Here is a 19572-nt window from a genome sequence, read left to right as displayed (position 1 = left end):
TTGCTGCACAACGCTTCAGTGCTTTCCTTTTCGCAGCACTGCTTTCATAATCCGAACACTGGAAAATCTATGTTGACCTGGGACGAAGAAGTCAAGCCCTCATCGCAAAATCAACTGGACGGCGGTCTGCCCAACAACCGCCAGGTGGGACAACCGCCTCTCGCTTTCCAGACGCCTTCGCTGCAGCCTTTGAGCACCTCGGCCCCAGCAGCAAGCGCCACCACCACACCCGTCGCCGCAGCAGCACACCGCCGTGTGAACGCTGCCGACAAGCGCATCATCAACGGCCAGACCGACGTCAACCAGCTGGTGCCTTTCAAGTACAAGTGGGCGTGGGAAAAATACCTCGCCACCTGCGCCAATCACTGGATGCCCCAAGAGGTGAACATGACGCGTGACATCGCGTTGTGGAAGGACCCCAACGGCCTGACCGAAGACGAGCGCCGCATCATCAAGCGCAACCTGGGCTTCTTCGTCACCGCCGATTCGCTGGCCGCCAACAACATCGTGCTGGGCACGTACCGCCACATCACGGCCCCTGAGTGCCGCCAGTTCCTGCTGCGCCAGGCGTTCGAAGAAGCGATTCACACCCACGCGTATCAGTACATCGTCGAATCGCTGGGTCTGGATGAAAGCGAAATCTTCAACGCCTACAACGAAGTCCAGTCGATCCGCGACAAGGACGAATTCCTGATCCCCTTCATCGAAGCGATCATGGATCCGTCGTTCAAAACCGGCACGCCCGAGACCGACCAGACCCTGCTCAAGTCGCTGATCGTTTTCGCGTGTCTGATGGAAGGCCTGTTCTTTTACGTGGGCTTCACGCAGATCCTGGCATTGGGTCGCCAGAACAAGATGACCGGCGCTGCTGAGCAGTACCAATACATCCTGCGCGATGAGTCGATGCACTGCAATTTCGGCATCGACTTGATCAATCAGCTCAAGCTCGAAAACCCCCACCTGTGGACTGCAGAGTTCAAGGCCGAGATCAAGGCACTGTTCCTCAAGGCCGTCGAGTTGGAGTACCGCTACGCCGAAGACACCATGCCCCGTGGCGTGCTGGGCATGAATGCTTCCATGTTCAAGGGCTACCTGCGTTACATCGCCAACCGCCGCGCCACGCAGATCGGGTTGGAGACGCTGTTCCCCAATGAAGAGAACCCGTTCCCGTGGATGAGCGAGATGATCGATCTCAAGAAGGAGCGCAACTTCTTCGAGACCCGGGTTATTGAATACCAGTCCGGTGGTGCGCTGTCCTGGGACTAGCGCCTTTTTTGCAGACCACACCACCATGGATTTTTACACCACGCCCAGCAACGACAGCGCCGCAGAGCGCTGCCCTGCGGGGCGTTCCCGTGTTCATGGAGATGGAGTTTTCATCCATCTCCATGGATCGCTCTCTGTCCACTGCAGACAGGAAGTGCTCTTTGCAAATTGACCCAAGGAGAACATGATGGCAACTGCGAAAAAACCGGCCGCTAAGAAGGCTGCTCCCGCGAAAAAGGCTGCAACGGCCAAACCCGTAGCCGCCAAGAAGGCTGCACCTGCCAAGAAGGCAGCAGCACCGGCAAAGAAAGCCGCTCCTGCCAAGAAGGCCGTAGCTGCGAAGAAGGCTGCACCCGCCAAGAAGGCAGCAGCACCGGCAAAGAAAGCCGCTCCTGCCAAGAAGGCCGTAGCTGCGAAGAAGGCTGCACCCGCCAAGAAGGCAGCAGCACCGGCAAAGAAAGCCGCTCCTGCCAAGAAGGCCGTAGCTGCGAAGAAGGCTGCACCCGCCAAGAAGGCAGCAGCACCGGCAAAGAAAGCCGCTCCTGCCAAGAAGGCCGTAGCTGCGAAGAAGGCTGCACCCGCCAAGAAGGCAGCAGCACCGGCAAAGAAAGCCGCTCCCGCCAAGAAGGCCGCAGTAGCCAAGAAGGCCGCAGCACCTGCCAAGGCAGCCCCCGCAAAGAAAGCTGCCCCGGCCAAGAAGGCCCCCAAGGCGCCTGCCCCTGCGGCCGCTGCCCCTGCAGCACAAACCACGCTGAACCCTCAGGCAGCCTGGCCTTTCCCTACGGGCAACAAGCCCTGATCCTGGCGCGCCACGCGCTCAACCCGGTGCAAACGCACCGGGTTTTTTTTCGTCTGTATGCAAGTCTGGGCACTCCCAAGAGCTACCTGGCAAGCAAGCTGCGTTGTACAGCACTGGGCAGCACAACGCAGACGACACTGGCTCGGAGGATTAACCCAACGGATCGAAATCCAGCGTGTAGTTCTGTGGGCCACGTTGCGCGATCTTGAGAGCGCCAACCCGGTTGCCCAGCTCCGCACAACGCACGAGGGACCAGCCCTTTTCCAGACCAAACAGCAGCGCGCCGCGCCAGGCATCGCCGCAACCCGTGGGGTCCACCACCGCTGCAGGCGCCACAGAGGGCACATGGGTTTTTTCACCATCCACCCAGACCTCGCAGCCCTCTGCGCCCAGCGTCACCACCAGCCCCTGCACCTTGCGGGAGATATCGGCCAAAGACCAGCCGGTGCGGTCGCAGAGCATTTTCCCTTCATAGTCATTGACGGTGACCCAGGTGGCCTGGTCGATGAACTGCGCCAGCTCCTGCCCATTGAACATGGGCAAGCCCTGACCTGGATCGAACACAAACGGGATACCCGCCGCCACGAACTGGGCCGCATGCTCCAGCATCGCGTCACGCCCGTCCGGCGCGATGATCCCCACGCTGACACTTTTGTCTGCACCAATTCGATTGGCATGGGCCTGCATCATGGCGCCAGGATGGAAAGCCGTGATCTGGTTGTTGTCACGGTCCGTCATGATCATCGCCTGCGCGGTGTAGGTGTCCTGCACCTGCCCGACGTGTCGGGCGCTGATACCCAGCGACTGCAGTCGCTGCAGATAGTCAGCACCGTCACTGCCCAACATGGCCATGGGCAGCGGCTCGCCACCGAGCAGCTTGAGGCTGTAAGCAATGTTGCCAGCACACCCCCCGAAGTCGCGGCGCAACGACGGGACAAGGAAGGACACATTCAGGATATGGAGCTGATCCGGCAGGATCTGCTCCGCAAAACGCCCCTCGAAAGTCATGATGGTGTCGAACGCCAGGGAACCACAAATGAGGGCAGCCATAGATAGTGAAACTCAGTAAGTTGTTGGGAGAAAAATCAGGGATAGAACGCAAGCAGCCGGTAGCCCGCCACGCGCGCACCGCCGGTGGTCACGAGCACCGACACCGAGGTGCCCCACTCACCTTTCGCGGGCAGCTCCGCTGGAGCCGCCATGTCGGTAGGCAGCAGAACCCGCCGCAATACGGCCTGATCCTGCGCATCTGTAAGGGTCAGCTCCACCGCAGGCATGGCCAGTGGAATGGTGGCGGTGCTCTTCATCGTCAGCGCTAGTTGGTAACTGTCACCCCGGGCTTTGTTAAAAGAAGAACTGTCGATGACCACATCGGCAATCTGGCGCACAGGGGCAAGTTCGCAGCGCAAAGGCTCGCACAGTTTCACCAACCAGGGCCGGGTACGCACATCCAGGGCTGCAATGCGGTCACGCTCCTGCACCGCAATCTGCAAAGCCAGCCCCAGCAAGGAGACGATGAACCCCAGCCACAAAACCATCCGCACGACCGGCTTGCGCCAAAACGCCTTGCGGCGCGCAGCCACCACAAAACTGACCTCGGGGTCTGACGCCTGGTTGTTGGCCTCATCGTCGTCGTCAACAGCGGGTCTGGGGCGCGCCTGCAGGATGGCGGCATGCGAATCGTCCTTCACCAACTCCATCGCCGGAGCCTCTGGCGCAACCTCCTTCGACACAAAGTCCACAGAAGGCAACGCGGGCGCAGGCGGGGTGGGCACAGCAACGGGCGACGCAGGCACAGATTTCTGAGCATCGCCTGAAAGTCCAGCACCGATATCGGATGACGGAGCGAGAGCAATAGGCGCTACCGGAGACTGTGCAAACTCTGCTGAGTGACTCGCGCGCTGCTCTGTGGCATCCACATCCATGGTTGCGTTCAGCGCTACCTCGGAATCGCGAAGTTCGGCAAACGGCAGTTCATAGCCTGCCAGGCTGGGGGACGCAGGAACCGGTGGCACAGCTCCACCAAACAAACTGCCGCGTCCATCAGCGACATCCTGCGCCACGTCGGATGGCATCGTGACGGCGGCATGCTCTTGCCTGGCCACATGAACGGCAGGGGAGTGATCATCCAAGCGGAGCGCCGTGTCCGGTATCACCACCGGCTCTGGAGCATCAGCAGGCGCTGTGACGGATGGCGATGCCCCAGCCTCCGCCGCTGTCGCAGTCCGCGATGCACTGTGGGCTTTCCATGCAAACGGCGCGGCGACCGCCTCGCCTAAGACATCCGACGAGACTTCCGTGCGAGCCGCGGCAGTAAGAAAAGCAGGTACCGCAGGACTGGGAATATCGAGCACCGGAGCAGCAGGTAAATCACTGTCCATGCCATACGGAAATGCGTCCATGGCGGCGGTTGCGGCAACCTCGGTGGCGGAGGTTGAAGCACTGCGGATGGCGGGAGTGCCTGACTTGTCCACATCCTGCGGGGCAGGCGGGGTACCGGTGGGCGACTTGCCTCCACCCCAGGCTCCCAGTGCATCCGGCTTGCGCGCTATGGGCGCAGTGGGCGCGCGCAGGTCCGTGAGCGATACATCGGGCAGTAGCGCAGCCGGTGCCACAGGCAGCAAATGGGCCGAGGCATCGAATACCTCCTTGCATTGGCCGCAGCGCACCCATCCTTCAGAGATGCGCAATTGGTCCGCCACAACCTTGAAGGTGGTGGCGCAGGACGGGCAGCGGGTGATCTGGCTCATCAGCGATGGATTGTAGAGGCCGTGCCACGGCTGCCAGAACGGCGCTCGCGCACCTTCAGCGGCGCGCAGTCATCAAGATCCAACCGTCCTCGGCATCCGCCACTTCCAGCGGCAGCCAGGGCGCGTAGGCCTCCTTGAGCTCATCCGCCTGGCGCTCCAGAATGCCTGCCAAAACCAGATTCCCACCCACAGCCACATAACTGCACAGCAGTGGGGCCAATACACGCAACGGAGTGGCCAGGATATTGGCTAGCACGGTCTGGTATTCGCCTTGCGCCTTGTCGGGCAGGCCCGCTTTCAGCGTGACCTGATTGGCCTGGGCGTTTTGCACCGTGGACTCCACGGCAGCCGGGTCGATATCCACCGCATCGATGTCCGTGGCACCGAACTTGGCAGCACCGATGGCGAGGATGCCGGAGCCACACCCGTAGTCCAGCACGCGCCCCAGCAGGTTGCCCTGCTCAGGTTGCGTTGCGCCATGGCGCGCAATCCAGCGCAGGCACATGCGCGTGGTGGGATGGGTGCCCGTGCCAAACGCCAAGCCAGGGTCCAGCCGGATGCTCCGCACTGCCTGGGCGGGCAACTCATGCCAGGTAGGCACGATCCAGAAATCCGGGGTGATGTCCACCGGCGCAAATTGCGACTGCGTCAGCCGCACCCAGTCCTGCTCGGGCACCTGGGTGACACCCAGCACCTGGCAGCCCACAAAAAAGTCCTGCACCACCAGCAACTGCTGCGCTTCACGGGCTGCCACCTCGGAGGGGAACAAGGCCACCACGCGGCTGCGTTGCCAGCCATCCTTGGGCGGGGGCATGCCAGGCTCGCCAAACAGCGCCTGTTCAGCGTCGGTCTGTGCATCGGCGTCTTCCACCGACACGGACAGCGCATCCAGCGCGTCCAGCGCATCGCTGACCGCTTCAATCCGGTCCTCGGGGCACATCAGACTCAGCTCAAACATAGGCATCTCTCAGAAAAAGTGAAATGCTGGCACCCGTTGCCAGGAGCCAGCATGTGAATGACCTGCTGCGTGCCAGCTCAGCGTTTGTGCTGCGACAGCCACTCTTCCAGGTAGTGGATGTTGGTGCCGCCCGCCATGAACTTGGCGTCCACCATCAGCTCGCGGTGCAGCGGCACATTGGTGTTGATGCCTTCGATCACCGTCTCGGACAGGGCAGTGCGCATGCGGGCCAGCGCCTGCTCGCGCGTGTCGCCGTGCACGATGATCTTGCCGATCATCGAGTCGTAGTTGGGTGGCACGAAGTAGTTGGTGTAGGCGTGCGAATCGACGCGCACGCCGGGGCCACCTGGTGGATGCCAGGTGGTAATGCGCCCAGGCGAAGGAATGAACTTGTACGGGTCTTCCGCGTTCACCCGGCACTCGATGGCATGGCCACGGATTTCGATCTGGCGCTGGGTGAAAGGCAGCTTCTCGCCCGCCGCCACCATGATCTGCGTTTTCACGATGTCCACGCCCGTGATCCACTCGGTCACGGGGTGTTCCACCTGCACGCGGGTGTTCATCTCGATGAAGTAGAACTCGCCGTTCTCATACAGGAACTCAAACGTGCCCGCGCCCCGGTAGCCGATCTTCTTGCAGGCAGCGACGCAACGCTCACCGATCTTCTCGATCAGCTTGCGAGGAATGCCTGGAGCTGGCGCCTCTTCGATCACCTTCTGGTGGCGGCGCTGCATGGAGCAGTCGCGCTCGCCCAAATACACCGCATTGCGGTGCTTGTCGGCCAGGATCTGGATTTCGATGTGGCGTGGGTTCTGGAGGAACTTCTCCATGTACACCGCAGGATTGCCAAACGCGGCACCCGCCTCGGCCTTGGTCATCTGCACGGCATTGACCAGTGCGGCCTCGGTGTGGACCACGCGCATGCCACGGCCACCGCCGCCGCCTGCGGCCTTGATGATCACCGGGTAGCCCACTGCCTTGGCGATGCGGCGGATCTGCACCGGGTCGTCGGGCAACTCGCCCTCAGAACCCGGCACGCAGGGCACGCCTGCGCGGATCATGGCCTGCTTGGCGGACACCTTGTCGCCCATGATGCGGATCGACTCGGGCGTGGGGCCGATGAACTGAAAGCCACTCTTTTCGACGCGCTCGGCAAAGTCGGCGTTCTCGGACAGGAAGCCATAGCCGGGGTGAATGGCCTCGGCGTCGGTCACTTCGGCCGCCGAGATGATGGCGGGCATGTTGAGGTAGGACAGCGGCGAAGGCGCTGGGCCGATGCAAACGGCCTCTTCGGCCAGCTTGACATACTTGGCGTCGCGGTCGGCCTCGGAATAGACCATGACGGCCTTCACGCCCAGCTCATGGCAAGCGCGCTGGATACGGAGCGCAATCTCTCCGCGATTCGCAACAAGAATCTTCTTGAACATGAGCGCCTTATTCGATGACGAACAGCGGCTGTCCGTATTCCACGGCTTGGCCGTTCTCGCCCAGGATGCGGGTGACGGTGCCCGACTTGTCGGCTTCGATCTCGTTGAGGATCTTCATGGCCTCGATGATGCAGATGGTCTCGCCTTCCTTGACCTGGCTGCCCACCTCGACAAAAGCCTTGGCGCCAGGGCTGGACGAGCGGTAGAAGGTGCCCACCATGGGCGACTTGACGATGTGGCCGGTGGGTGCGGCGGCCGCAGGGGGCGCGGGCAATTCCGCCACAGGCGCGGCAGCAGGCGCAGCGGCAGGCGCTGCAACCGGGGCGGGCACATACTGCTGAACCACGGCACCACCGCTCTTGACGATGCGGACTTTGCCCTCGGCCTCGGTAATTTCGAGTTCGGACACGTTCGACTCGGACACGAGATCGATGAGGGTTTTGAGTTTTCGCAGATCCATGGAAGCTCCAACGGCTATAAAACTGAATAGGGCGCGAATTTACTCCAATTTCACCCTATCGCAGTCTTCCACACCCATTTTTCATGAACTTCGGCATGGGAATTGCCATCTCTCAGAGAGAAAGACGCACCCAGAAGGTCTGAAAGGCAGCTGCTTTTCGACGCGAACCCTCAGCCCATACCTGCCCAAAGCTGCAAGTCCTGGGTGGTCACTTGCCCCATTTTACGATGCAGCACCTTTCCCTCCCCACCAAGGACCACGGTGAAAGGCAGGCCTCCCGTCAGGTTGCCCAGCGACCGGCCCAGATCCGTGCCACCCAGTCCCGCCAGCCCCACAGGGAAATCCAGCGGGATACGCGTCAGAAACTTGCGTACCGCTGACGGCTGGTCAATGGCCAAACCCAGCACTTGCCAGCCTTTGGCAGATTGTTCGCGATAGAAGGCGTTGAGCATGGGCAGCTCTTCCACACAAGGCGGGCACCAGGTGGCCCAGAAATTGAGCAGCAACGGCTTGCCTGCCAATGACTTCATGGCCAAGGTGCCACCGGCGGGAGTGTCAAATTCCAGCCCCCAGAGCGCCTGCTCGGCCCCTTGCTCCACGGCGTGGGGCTGAAACTTCCACCATGCCAGGCCCGCCCCCCCCAAAGCGGCGGCGCCTGCCACCCCGGCATACAAAAAGCGCCTGCGAGCGGCGGTGGGCACAACGTCGCCAGGAGTCACAGGTTCGGGAGATTCAGCAGGCTGGGTCATGGGGTCGTGTTTTCTTGAAGCAAGCGGCGCACTGCCGTGATGTCACCACGCGGGGTTCGGCCCTTGGTGTCGGGCCGGAGCGCACCCCGCAGGTCGTCAAGGTCGTAAATCAGCAGGTGCACGCCGATCATTTCGTTGAGTTCGGGCGATTTGCTGCCAAGACTCAATGCCTCCACCGATTCACCGTGGAAGCCAGTGACCGTGCGGGGTTCGTAGTCCATATGATGATCGATCAGAGCGATCTCTGCCGATTTGGGGTCATCGCAGAACAACTGCAGGTAAATATCCGACAGACGTGTGGCCGTTCCGTGCCACACCGCACCCGCCAGATGCGGCCGGAAAGCCGCCATGCGCTCCATCCACACCAGGGCCAGCTGGCGCAGTGCCCGCAGCTCGCGCGGCTGGGTGTCAGCACAGAAGAGCTGGATGTACTCGCGCACAGCCTCTTCCACCAAGTCGTTGTCCGGCAGCGGGGTACGGGCCGGCAAACCCATCTGCCGCAGCGCACGGCGCTTGGCGGGGCCCCATTCCAGCCCTTCTTCCACCACCAAGCGGGCCGTGGTGTGGGCGATTTCTTCGCTCAAAGGTGTGTGCATGGCAGACAGAGGCAACTAAGGACCCTGCATTGTGGCGCGAAGCCATGACAGCACGGGCGATGCCCCTCAGGCACCCCTGGCAACCCCAACAACCGCCGCCCCGAAAGACTATTGTTTTGAGAGCAGTTCAGGCAGATGGAACAGGCGCCAGCTGCCACTTTTGCTTTGAACAGTGCGCGGAACCCCGGCTTTAGAATCAGCGCCCATGCATATACACATTCTGGGCATCTGCGGCACGTTTATGGGAGGCTTGGCGGCCCTTGCGCGCGAGGCGGGCCACAAAGTGACGGGCTGCGACTCCGGGGTCTACCCCCCCATGAGCGACCAGCTCCGCGCGTTGGGCATCGACCTGATCGAGGGCTTCGACGCCGACCAGCTCGCGCTCCAGCCCGACATGTTTGTGGTGGGCAATGTCGTCAGCCGGGCACGGCTGGCCGATGGCTCCCCCAAGTTTCCGCTGATGGAAGCCATTCTGGACGCCGGACTACCCTACACCAGCGGGCCCCAATGGCTGGCCGAGCACGTATTGCAGGGCCGCCATGTGCTGGCCGTGGCTGGAACCCATGGCAAGACCACCACCACATCGATGTTGGCGTGGATTCTGGAGTCTTCCGGGCAGCAACCGGGCTTTCTGATCGGCGGTGTGCCGCTGAACTTTGGCGTGTCCGCACGCCTGGGCGCTGCACAGCGCCCTGCCCCCGCCGCCGCGCCGCTCGGGGCCGCGCCGCTGTTCGTGATCGAGGCCGACGAATACGACACCGCCTTTTTCGACAAACGCAGCAAGTTCGTGCACTACCGGCCCCGTACGGCTGTGTTGAACAATCTGGAGTTCGACCACGCGGACATCTTTGACGACCTGGCGGCCATCGAACGCCAATTCCACCATCTGGTGCGCACCGTGCCGCCGTCGGGGCGCGTGGTGGTCAATGGGCTGGAAGAAAGCTTGGCACGTGTGCTGCACACCGGCTGCTGGAGCGAAGTGACCAGCTTTGGCGCTGCAATCAGCGACTTTCACGCGGTGGGCGACCCACAGGCATTTGATGTGGTGCACCAGGGGCATACCGTGGCGCGCGTGGAGTGGACGCTGACCGGCGTGCACAACCAGCTCAATGCGTTGGCAGCCATGGCAGCAGCCCACCATGTGGGCGTGGCGCCCGAGCAGGCGGCAGCCGCGTTGGGCAGTTTTCAGAACGTCAAGCGGCGCATGGAGCTGCGCGGCACGGTGGGCGGTGTGGCCGTGTACGACGACTTTGCCCACCATCCCACCGCCTTGCGTACCACCCTGGACGGCTTGCGCCGCACCCTGGGCCCGGGTGCCCGCATCCTCGCTGTGTTCGAGCCCCGCAGCAACACCATGAAACTGGGCGCGATGAAAAGCCAATTGCCCTGGGCCCTGGAGCCGGCCGACCTGGCCTTTTGCCACACGGCTGGGCTGGACTGGGATGCCGAGCAGGCTCTGGCACCACTGGGCGTCGGCCCCGGACAGCGCGCCCAGACGGCCCCGGACATCGATACGCTGGTGGCCCTGGTCACCCAGGCCGCGCGCCCGGGCGACCATGTGGTGTGCATGAGCAATGGCGGTTTTGGCGGCATCCACGCCAAACTGCTGCAAGCACTACAAAAATAATAGCTGCCAGCACATATTCCACTAGCACTAGCAGCCGATTTCTAGCCAATGGTGGTCAAAATGTGACTGCCATGCCCGGCACGTCCACGCGCACGATAGGCTTGGCCAGCGCGGCACTGGAGGCACGCGCAAAGTCGCGGGACCACACTGGGTCCTGCATCAGCGCCGCACCGGCTGCGCGTGCCACGGTCAGCACCTTGTCGGCCAGCAGCACCTTGCCGCTGGCGCGCAAGGGCTCGCAGTCCAGCGCGATGAACTGGTCGTCGAGCCAGCGCCGACCCGCCTCGTGGGCCATGGGCTCGGCACCCTCCAGATCAAAACGGTATTCCTGATTCGCGGCCAGTTTGACCGACACTTCGCTGTGCATGATGGATCGCCTTTCTGCGTTTTTGCGGTGACTCGGGCCGGCAGCTGCACGTGGTGTGCAGCGATAGGCCCAAGTTTAGATCTTGCGACAGGTCTGACGATCAGCGGGCGCGACGCGCCTTGACGGAGTCCGACAGCTCGGCCAGCGCCTGCAGCGAAGCGTCCCAGCCCAGGCAGGCGTCGGTGATGCTCTTGCCGTATTCGAGTGCCGAAGGATCGTCCTTGCCGGGTGTGAACTTCTGGGCGCCTGCCGTCAGGTGGCTTTCGATCATCAGGCCGAACACGCTGCGCGAACCGCCCGCCACCTGAGCCGCCACATCGCGGGCCACGTCCAGCTGCTTTTCGTGCTGCTTGCTGCTATTGGCATGGCTGCAGTCCACCATCAATGTGGCGGGCAGCTTGGCGGCTTCGAGGTCTTTGCAAGCCGCGGCCACACTGGCAGCGTCGTAGTTGGGCGTCTTGCCGCCGCGCAAAATCACATGGCAGTCCTTGTTGCCCTTGGTGTTCACGATGGCGACCTGACCGTTCTTGTGCACCGACAGGAAGTGGTGTCCCCGGCTGGCCGACTGGATGGCGTCGGTGGCGATGCGGATGTTGCCGTCCGTGCCATTCTTGAAGCCGATGGGGGCCGAGATGCCGGAGGCCAACTCGCGGTGCACCTGGCTTTCGGTGGTGCGCGCGCCAATCGCGCCCCAGCTGATCAGGTCGCCGATGTACTGGGGCGAAATCACGTCCAGGAACTCGCTGCCGGCAGGCATGCCCAGGCGGTTGATCTCGATGAGCAGCTGACGCGCAATGCGCAGGCCTTCGTCGATGCGGTAGCTCTCGTCGAGGTAGGGGTCATTGATGAGCCCCTTCCAGCCCACGGTGGTGCGTGGCTTTTCGAAGTACACGCGCATCACGATTTCGAGCGTGTCAGCGTACTGGGCGCGCACAGCCATCAGGCGGCGGGCGTACTCGACAGCGGCGGCGGGATCGTGGATAGAGCAAGGGCCAATCACCACCAGCAGGCGGTCGTCCTTGCCAGCCATGATGTTGTGAATGTTCTTGCGGGTCTGGGTGATCAGCGTCTCGACCGGCGTGCCGCCGATCGGGAAGAAGCGGATCAGATGCTCGGGAGGAGGCAACACGGTGATGTCCTTGATACGTTCGTCGTCGGTCTGGCTGGTTTTTTCGACGCTGCGGTACCAGGCATCGCTGGTGGGATTGGTAGTGGCCGTCATGGTTGCTTCCTCGTGGAGTCGGTTGGAGTGGATGGAAAAACGGGAGGGCTGAAAAACAAAAACCGCCGGGCTTTGCAGCGTCGGCGGTTGGTATGGGGAGGTTGTGTGTGCTTGCGCGTTTTCCTCTCATCCGCCGGGGACCGAGATAAAAAACCAAAAATAAAACGCGCTGCGAACTTGCATGGAAAGCAATGTAGCACAGGAGTGCGGCAGTTCAGCACCCTCGGCATGTTGCAAATGCACGACATCCACTCGCCCCAAAAGCGCCAGACCAGAGCGATTCACCGGCGCCCCCCCCGAAACCATGCACGCAAGCGCTGCAATGCCGAGGGCTTGCGCGGCGGCTGCACGTCTTGCAAGTCGCTCGCAGGATTGCTCTGGTGCTCGTACATGTCGATGAGCAGCAGCGCTTCGCCCAGGGTCCGCCAGGCCAGCAGCTCGAACTGGTCAAAGCTTTCGCTTTCCTTAGTGCTGCGCCGCTCCAGCATCAGTTGCCAGTCTGCAATGGCGTTGCGCAGCTCCCGCAGTGCACGCTGGTAGGCGCCAAACTCGTACAGCGCGTGCCACGCTGAGCCCAGGCCAGTCAAAAAAAGCTGGTGTTCCCGCGCGCTGTGCGACAAGGTCACCACGCGGCGCGTGATCTCGGTGGTGTCCGTGCTGGTGCGGCGGATGCGAACTGCCTCGTCGATCTGCGAGGACAACGCACCAAGGCTGTCACGCAGCTGGCGCGAGTCCTCGTCGGCAACGCCCTCGCGCAAAAAGCGGCTGATGTCTCCAAACGACTGGAGCGTCAGCAATTGACTGGGGCGCGTGGCAGGCATGGTGTCACCCATTGTGCGCTGGCCGACGCGCAGTACAAGCCCCGAAAAGCGGGTGAAAACGCGAAGTCACGCACCACCCCAGGTCTGCCGGCAGGCTGCCAACGCAACCCTCAGGCCGTACCGCCCACCGTCAAGCCTTCGATGCGAAGCGTGGGTTGCCCCACGCCCACAGGCACGCTCTGGCCTTCCTTGCCGCAGGTACCCACGCCGCTGTCGAGGCGCATGTCGTTACCGATCATGGTCACCTTCTTGAGCGACTCAGGGCCGCTGCCGATGATGGTGGCGCCCTTGACGGGATACTGGATCTTGCCGTTTTCCACCCAGTACGCCTCGCTGGCCGAGAACACGAACTTGCCCGAGGTGATGTCCACCTGCCCGCCGCCGAAGTTGCTGGCGTACAGGCCCTTCTTGATGCTGGCGATGATCTCTTGCGGGTCCTTGTCGCCGCCCAGCATGTAGGTGTTGGTCATGCGCGGCATGGGGATGTGGGCATAGCTCTCGCGGCGGCCGTTGCCGGTGGGTGCCACACCCATCAGGCGTGCGTTCAGCGAATCCTGGATGTAGCCCTTCAAGATGCCATCCTCGATCAGCACATTGCGCTGGCTGGCATGGCCTTCGTCATCCACGTTCAGCGAACCTCGGCGGTCGGCAATGGTGCCGTCGTCCAGCACAGTGACACCCTTGGCAGCCACGCGCTGGCCAATGCGGCCACTGAACGCACTGGAGCCCTTGCGGTTGAAGTCGCCCTCCAGTCCGTGGCCGATGGCCTCGTGCAGCAAGATGCCCGGCCAGCCTGAGCCCAGCACCACGGTCATCTCCCCCGCTGGAGCGGGACGCGATTCCAGATTGACCAAGGCCGCATTCACGGCCTCGTCAACGTACTTACCCATCTGCTCGTCGTCGAAATAGGCGAGGCCAAAACGGCCACCGCCGCCAGCAGAGCCCATCTCACGTCGGCCGTTCTGCTCGGCAATCACCGTGACCGACAGCCGCACGAGCGGTCGCACATCGGCCGCCAAGGTGCCATCGGCGCGCGCCACCAGCACCACGTCGTATTCACTGGCCAGCCCCGCCATCACCTGCGCCACGCGCGGGTCCTTGGCCCGGGCGCGCTGCTCCAGCCGCTCCAGTAGCGCCACCTTGGCCGTGCTGTCCAGCGAGGCAATCGGGTCCACGCCCGGGTACAGGCTGCGGCTGGATGCTACCTTTTTAGGAGCTACCCGCACTTTGCCAGCGTCCGCTATAGACGAAATAGACCGTACGGTGCGCGCCGCGTCCAGCAGCGATGCCTCGGAGATGTCGTCCGAATAGGCAAAGGCCGTCTTCTCGCCACTGACAGCACGCACCCCCACGCCCTGGTCGATGCTGAAGGAGCCTGTCTTGACGATGCCCTCTTCCAGGCTCCAGCCTTCACTGCGGGTGTACTGAAAGTACAGGTCCGCATCGTCCACCTGGTGGGTGCGGATCTCGGCCAGTGCGCGGGCGAGGTGGCCTTCGTCCAGGCCAAAAGGGGTCAGCAGCAGTTCACGGGCAACATCAATGCGCTGGCTGGTGGCCGCACGCTGGGGCGCGGCAGTGGTGGAGCGAAAAGTCATCGAAGCATTTTAGGCGCCTGACCAGCCCCTGCCCGCGTGGAGCCCACATGTCCCTATTTGACCCTGGCGCCCCGTCAGCCCCGCCCGCCGCCTTACGCTGCGGTCTGGTCATCCAGGCCGGCCTCGGCCGCATGGACCTGCACCGACTCGATGCCCGCGTCCCGGGCCTTGGCACCGGAGTACATCTGGCTTTGGCCAATCACCTGGCCATTGGCGGCTTTCAAGGTGAAATATGGCGCTCCGTTCTTGGCACTGAGCCTGCCAAAACGGCCATCGTTCGGAGCGTTCTTGCGCACCGCCTCGATACCACCCAGAGCGCTGGCGCGAGACTCGTACATCTCGCTGGTCAGGATGACCTGACCGTTGGCGGCCAGCAGGTTGAAGACAAACTTGTCGTTTTTCGACTTCTTGAGCTCGAACTTCGCCGCCATGGGGAAACCCTCCGGATGCTGAGCGGCCAAAACACGGTTGGCCAGCCGGTTTGTACCCCGAGGGCGTGTTCCAGGCAACCAGGCCCACAAGGCCCTACAGTGCTGCCGGAAGAGGATCCTTGGTTTCCTGTTTCTGGGATCGCGCCACCGACATCAGGATGCCCAGTGCCAGCCCCAGCGTCACCATGGCGGTGCCGCCATAGCTGATGAAGGGCAAAGGGACGCCCACCACCGGCAGGATGCCACTCACCATGCCCATGTTCACAAAGGCATAGGTGAAAAAGATCATAGAAACCGCCCCCCCCATGAGGCGGCCAAACAAGGTGGTGGCACCTGCGGCAATGGCCAGGCCCCTCCAGACCAGCAGCAGAAAACACACCAGCAGGAACAAGTTGCCCGCCAGGCCAAACTCTTCCGAATAGGCGGCAAAAATGAAGTCGGTGGTGCGCTCGGGGATGAACTCCAGGTGGGTCTGCGTGCCCGCCATGAAGCCCTTGCCCCATAGCCCGCCCGAGCCGATGGCGATCATGCCCTGGATGATGTGAAAGCCCTTGCCCAGCGGGTCGCGGGTGGGGTCCAGCAAGGTGCAGATGCGCTGCTGCTGGTAGTCGTGCAGCACCACCCATCGCACGCCATCCGCGCACAGCTGGTCGCCCAGCAGCACCAGGGTGGCAATGCCCACACCGCCAATCAGCACCGGGGGCAGGATCAGCTTCCAGGACAGGCCCGCAAAAAAGATCACCGAGAGCCCCGCAGCCAGCACCAGCAGCGAGGTACCGAGGTCGGGCTGCTTCATGACCAGGCCCACCGGAACCGCCAGCAGCAGGCCCGCCGCCGCAAAGTCCAGGGGACGCAGCGTGCCCTCGCGCTTCTGGAACCACCAAGCCAGCATCAGTGGCATGGCGATCTTGAGGATTTCGCTGGGCTGGATCACGATACCCACGTTGATCCAGCGCGTGGCCCCTTTTTTGGTGATGCCAAACAGCGCCACCGCCACCAGCAGGGCCACCCCGGTCAGGTACAGCGGCACGGCGCAAGCCATGATTTTCTGGGGGGGCACCTGGGCCACCATGAACAGGATGGCTCCCGCAATCAGCATGTTGCGCCCGTGGTCCACAAACCGCGTGCCGTGGTCATAACCCGACGAATACATGGCCAGCAACCCCGCGCTGGCCAGCATCAGCACCAGCAACAGGAGGGGAAGGTCAAAGCCCCGGAACAGGGGCGCCAGACGCTGGACGAGCGTGGGCTTTTCAAAAACGACGGCCATTCCCCGATTATCGGGGGATGCCGGGCTTCAGAGCAGCCAACGCCCCGGCAGGGCGATCGCCGACAGCGGCACTACCCTGCCTGCCGGAAGGCCATCACGGCCTGGTTGCGCAGGGTGCGCAGCAGGCCCAGGGCCTTGTCATCCACCACAATGCCCCCCGGTGTGGCCTGATCGGCATAGATGAGGGCAAAGGGCTGCCCCTTGATTTGCAGCGGCAGCAGCAGGAACGACGGTGCATTGACGCCCTTGCGGTACCACTCGGGCAGCCGCGCCTGCATGCGGGGCTCGGTGGCGTCGTTGATCAGGGTGTCTGCACCGCGCAGGCACACGGCGGCAAACAGGTCGCCCTGGGCCTTGAGGGGTACCTTGAGGGCCCGCACGGCCACCTCGCTGCCCTCCCCCAGGCCAAAGCGGCCGGTCAACATGTCGGTGCGGGCCTCGCGCAGGCAAAACACCATGCGCCGGAAACCCAGCGCGCGGAACATGGTCTCCAGGATCATGCGCAGTACATCGTTGAGCTGAAAACTCTCGACCATGGCATTGGTGATGTCCTGAATGCCTGCCGCCAGCACCTCATTGACCTGCGCCACCGACACCGCCCCTCCGGCCTGGGACTCCAGCACGGCAGGCAGGGGCTGGGTTTCGTTCACGCGCAACTCGTGGGCGCCCAGCGCGTCATCGGGGGCCACAGACGCACCCGCAGCCGACGGCAGCTTGAGCAGGCGGGCGGCTGGTGTGTCCTGCGCCACGCGCAGGTCCAGCGCCTCGGCCAGTGCCACCAGCTTGTGGCGCGCACGCAGGGTGGCTTCGGCAATGGCCTCAGCCGACAGCGCCAGCGTGCGTGCGTAGCGCGTGCCCACTTGGCCCAGCTGCCCCTCCAACTGAGCAGGTTCGCAAAACAGCAAGGCGCTGGCGACCTCGTTGGCCGCCATGGCCGCCCAGCGCAGGCGCTCCACCCCCTGCTCGGGCGCGCGCTGCATGGGTGAGCCCAGCGGCTTGCGCATGCAGCGCTGCAGGCTTTCGGGCAGACCCCAGACGCGCGCCACGCCCACTCCCAGATCCTCAAACCCCAGGCCCAGCACCTGTACCGATGCAGCCTCTTCCCCGCCCTCCATGCGCCCCGAGGCCACCAGGCTGCGCACCTGCCGGGCCTCTTCAGGAAAGTAGAACTCGCACAGCATGCGCCCCAGGTTCTGGAACATCGCCCCGATGAAGGCCTCCTCGGCCGCCTGGCTGGTGCTGCACAGCTCGGCCGCGACCGAGCCCGCCATCATGGCGCGCAAAAATTCCTCGCGCATCTGGCTGGCATGGGCCTTGTCCTGCATGTGGTCCAGCAACACCAGGCTCAGCGCCATGTTCCGCACTGCATTGAAGCCCACCAGGCTCACCGCGCGCGACACGGTGCTGATGGTGCCCCGGCTGGCGTGGGCGTAATGCACGCTGTTGACCAGACGCAGCAGCTTGTTGGTGAGCGCCACGTCTTTCAGGATCTCGTGGGTCAGGTCGCTGATGCTGTCGTCTTCCGAATTGGCCACACGCTGGATGCGGGCCACAGAATCCGACAAGGCCGGGAAGTCGCTCTTGTGGCGCATGCGCCGCAGCAAAAAGTCCAGCGTGGCGTTGCTCGCGGCCGATGGCGCACTGGCCGGAGCCGCCCAGGCACGCAGCGCATCCCGAAAGTCCGCCGCCGTGGCGTAGCGCTGCGCGGGGTCGCGTGCCATGGCCCGCTGCAGGATGGCGCGCAGGCCGTCGTCCACGCCGGAGCCCAGGTCGGCGGGCAGCGCCAGGTTTTCGTTGGCAATGCGGTACAGCGCCTGCCAGGTGTCTTTTTGGTGGATGAGGGGGCGCCCCGTCAGCATCTCGATGAGCACCAACGCGGCGGAATACACGTCCATCCCCGGGGTGGGCGCAGCGCCCGCCGCCGCCTCCGGTGCCATGTAGGCGGGCGTGCCGCTGGCCAGCTGGGCATCGGGCGCGGCCTGCACGGGGGCCGCCATGCCAAAGTCCATCACCCGGGCGTGCCGGTGCGCATCGATCATGATGTTGGACGGCTTGAGATCGCGGTGCACGATGCCCGCCTGGTGGGCGGCATGCAAGCCATCAAGTACATCCACCAAAAGCGCCACGGCGTCATGCGGCGTACAGCGCCCCTGCTGGGCCAGGTGTTCGGCCAGCGTGTGGCCTGGCACGTACTCAAACACGATATAGGGCTGCGAGCCCTGCACGTCGGCCTCGAACACCGGCACGATGTAGGGGTGGGCCAGGCGCCCCACATGGCGCGCCTCGCGCAGCCACTGCTCCAGCACGGAGGGGTCCTGGTCCTGCATGGGGCGCATGAGCTTGATGGCCACTTCGCGCTGCAGACGGGGGTCCAGCGCCAGCCACACGGTGGCCTGGGCGCCTCGGCCCAGCTGCTTCTTGAGCTCAAACCGACCCAGCGAGGCAGGCGGCTTATCGCCTGATCCGAGCGCCCATCGTCTGGCAGTGGAAAGCGGGGCAAAATCGGTCATGGTGCGGGTAGCAAAACCAGGCGCCGCACGGTGTGGCGCCCCGGTACGCACATCTTATGCCTGCGCCAGCCCGGTTAAAGCAGTGATTCCCCTGCCCCGATCACTTTCTGTCTCATGACCACCACCCACCTGCTGTACCTGCACGGTTTTCGCTCGTCCCCCTCGTCGTCCAAGGCCCGCCAGACCGCGGCCTATATGGCAGCCCACCACCCCTCCGTGACCTTCTGGTGCCCCCAGTTGCCGCCATCGCCGCGGGCCGCCATGGCGCTGGTGGCCCAGGGCATTGCCGATTGGCCCCGGCCGTCCATGGCCGTGATCGGCTCTTCGCTGGGCGGCTTCTACGCCAGCTGGGTGGCGCAGCACGCGGGTTGCCCCAGCGTGATGCTCAACCCCGCCGTGGACCCGGCACGTGATCTAGCCCGCTACATCGGCGAGCAGACCAGCTGGCATGACCCGAGCGAGCGCTTTTATTTTCTGCCGGAGTACATCGACGAGTTGCAGGCCCTGGACATGCGGGGTCGCTCGCCCGCAGCCCCTGAGCTGGCCATCGTTGCCAAGGGCGACGAAGTGCTGGACTGGCGCGAGATGGTGGGGCGCTACCCGCAGGCCAAGCAGGTGGTACTGGAGGGAGGTGACCACGCGCTGGGCAACTATGCGGACTACCTGCCCTTAGTGAGCCAGTTCCTGCGGCTGGCCTGAATGCGCGCAGGCCGTCCGCCGCGCA

General features: G+C 63.6%; 18 protein-coding genes and 1 pseudogene. 4 read left to right on the top strand and 15 right to left on the bottom strand.

The annotated features are described in order from the left end of the window. The first annotated feature begins 69 nt into the window (after positions 1-69). Entirely contained in the window at positions 70-1266 is a 1197-nt protein-coding gene (locus C8C96_RS08735) for a ribonucleotide-diphosphate reductase subunit beta (protein ID WP_056066330.1), read from the top strand. Positions 1267-1453: 187 nt separating this feature from the next. After that, positions 1454-2065 (top strand): histone, encoded by a 612-nt coding sequence (locus tag C8C96_RS08730; protein ID WP_121942059.1) that lies wholly within the window; start codon positions 1454-1456, stop codon positions 2063-2065. Positions 2066-2215: 150 nt separating this feature from the next. Here C8C96_RS08730 and C8C96_RS08725 read toward each other — a convergent pair whose 3' ends face one another. The 8 genes and pseudogenes from C8C96_RS08725 to C8C96_RS08695 form a co-directional block, all read right to left on the bottom strand. After that, positions 2216-3115, bottom strand: coding sequence for a carbohydrate kinase family protein (locus C8C96_RS08725; protein ID WP_121942058.1), 900 nt, complete (start codon positions 3113-3115; stop codon positions 2216-2218). Between the two features lie 35 nt (positions 3116-3150). Continuing rightward, entirely contained in the window at positions 3151-4467 is a 1317-nt protein-coding gene (locus C8C96_RS08720) for a DUF3426 domain-containing protein (RefSeq protein ID WP_233584313.1), read from the bottom strand. A 282-nt stretch (positions 4468-4749) separates the two neighbouring features. Next, positions 4750-4815, bottom strand: a pseudogene (locus tag C8C96_RS25410) (zinc-ribbon domain-containing protein); the annotation flags it as partial. A gap of 55 nt (positions 4816-4870) precedes the next feature. Next, complete coding sequence (gene prmA, locus C8C96_RS08715; RefSeq protein ID WP_056066342.1) at positions 4871-5773, bottom strand: 50S ribosomal protein L11 methyltransferase; 903 nt, start codon at positions 5771-5773, stop codon at positions 4871-4873. 77 nt (positions 5774-5850) lie between these two features. Next, positions 5851-7200, bottom strand: coding sequence for an acetyl-CoA carboxylase biotin carboxylase subunit (accC, locus tag C8C96_RS08710; RefSeq protein ID WP_056066345.1), 1350 nt, complete (start codon positions 7198-7200; stop codon positions 5851-5853). A 7-nt stretch (positions 7201-7207) separates the two neighbouring features. After that, positions 7208-7660, bottom strand: a complete 453-nt coding sequence (gene accB / locus C8C96_RS08705) for an acetyl-CoA carboxylase biotin carboxyl carrier protein (RefSeq protein ID WP_056066347.1) — start codon at positions 7658-7660, stop codon at positions 7208-7210. A 170-nt stretch (positions 7661-7830) separates the two neighbouring features. Beyond that, on the bottom strand, positions 7831-8409 hold the full coding sequence (locus tag C8C96_RS08700) for a TlpA disulfide reductase family protein (RefSeq protein ID WP_121942056.1): 579 nt from the start codon (positions 8407-8409) through the stop codon (positions 7831-7833). Beyond that, positions 8406-9005: a hypothetical protein gene (locus tag C8C96_RS08695; protein ID WP_121942055.1), complete on the bottom strand. Its 600-nt coding sequence runs from the start codon at positions 9003-9005 to the stop codon at positions 8406-8408. The genes C8C96_RS08700 and C8C96_RS08695 overlap by 4 nt, the downstream gene beginning before the upstream one ends. Before the next feature lie 205 nt (positions 9006-9210). Here C8C96_RS08695 and mpl point away from each other — a divergent pair, with 205 nt between their 5' ends. Beyond that, complete coding sequence (gene mpl, locus C8C96_RS08690) at positions 9211-10632, top strand: UDP-N-acetylmuramate:L-alanyl-gamma-D-glutamyl-meso-diaminopimelate ligase (RefSeq protein WP_121942054.1); 1422 nt, start codon at positions 9211-9213, stop codon at positions 10630-10632. A 55-nt stretch (positions 10633-10687) separates the two neighbouring features. Here the strand turns inward: mpl and C8C96_RS08685 are convergent, their stop codons facing one another. The 7 genes from C8C96_RS08685 to C8C96_RS08655 all read right to left on the bottom strand — a co-directional run bounded on the left by C8C96_RS08685 (position 10688) and on the right by C8C96_RS08655 (position 18848). Then, positions 10688-10999: a hypothetical protein gene (locus C8C96_RS08685; protein ID WP_060985133.1), complete on the bottom strand. Its 312-nt coding sequence runs from the start codon at positions 10997-10999 to the stop codon at positions 10688-10690. Between the two features lie 100 nt (positions 11000-11099). Then, positions 11100-12221 carry a 3-deoxy-7-phosphoheptulonate synthase gene (locus C8C96_RS08680; protein ID WP_121942053.1) on the bottom strand — a complete coding sequence of 374 codons (1122 nt, stop codon included), beginning with the start codon at positions 12219-12221 and terminating at the stop codon, positions 11100-11102. A gap of 281 nt (positions 12222-12502) precedes the next feature. After that, on the bottom strand, positions 12503-13042 hold the full coding sequence (locus C8C96_RS08675; protein WP_099731994.1) for a hypothetical protein: 540 nt from the start codon (positions 13040-13042) through the stop codon (positions 12503-12505). A 110-nt stretch (positions 13043-13152) separates the two neighbouring features. Continuing rightward, positions 13153-14637, bottom strand: coding sequence for a metalloprotease TldD (tldD, locus tag C8C96_RS08670; protein ID WP_121942052.1), 1485 nt, complete (start codon positions 14635-14637; stop codon positions 13153-13155). A 92-nt stretch (positions 14638-14729) separates the two neighbouring features. Beyond that, positions 14730-15068 (bottom strand): YegP family protein, encoded by a 339-nt coding sequence (locus tag C8C96_RS08665; protein WP_056746915.1) that lies wholly within the window; start codon positions 15066-15068, stop codon positions 14730-14732. 94 nt (positions 15069-15162) lie between these two features. Next, complete coding sequence (gene rodA, locus C8C96_RS08660) at positions 15163-16338, bottom strand: rod shape-determining protein RodA (RefSeq protein WP_056746916.1); 1176 nt, start codon at positions 16336-16338, stop codon at positions 15163-15165. 71 nt (positions 16339-16409) lie between these two features. Further along, the gene (locus C8C96_RS08655) at positions 16410-18848 is read right to left on the bottom strand and encodes a serine/threonine protein kinase (RefSeq protein WP_121942051.1); all 2439 of its coding nucleotides are present in this window, start codon (positions 18846-18848) and stop codon (positions 16410-16412) included. 114 nt (positions 18849-18962) lie between these two features. Between C8C96_RS08655 and C8C96_RS08650 the strand changes: the two genes are divergently transcribed. Beyond that, a complete protein-coding gene (locus C8C96_RS08650) occupies positions 18963-19547 on the top strand; it encodes a YqiA/YcfP family alpha/beta fold hydrolase (protein WP_121942050.1) in 585 nt (194 codons plus the stop codon). Positions 19548-19572: the final 25 nt, after the last annotated feature.

It is taken from the genome of Acidovorax sp. 100 (assembly GCF_003688355.1).
Taxonomy (GTDB): Bacteria; Pseudomonadota; Gammaproteobacteria; order Burkholderiales; family Burkholderiaceae_C; genus Acidovorax; species Acidovorax delafieldii.
This window is presented reverse-complemented; position numbering and strand designations above follow the sequence as displayed.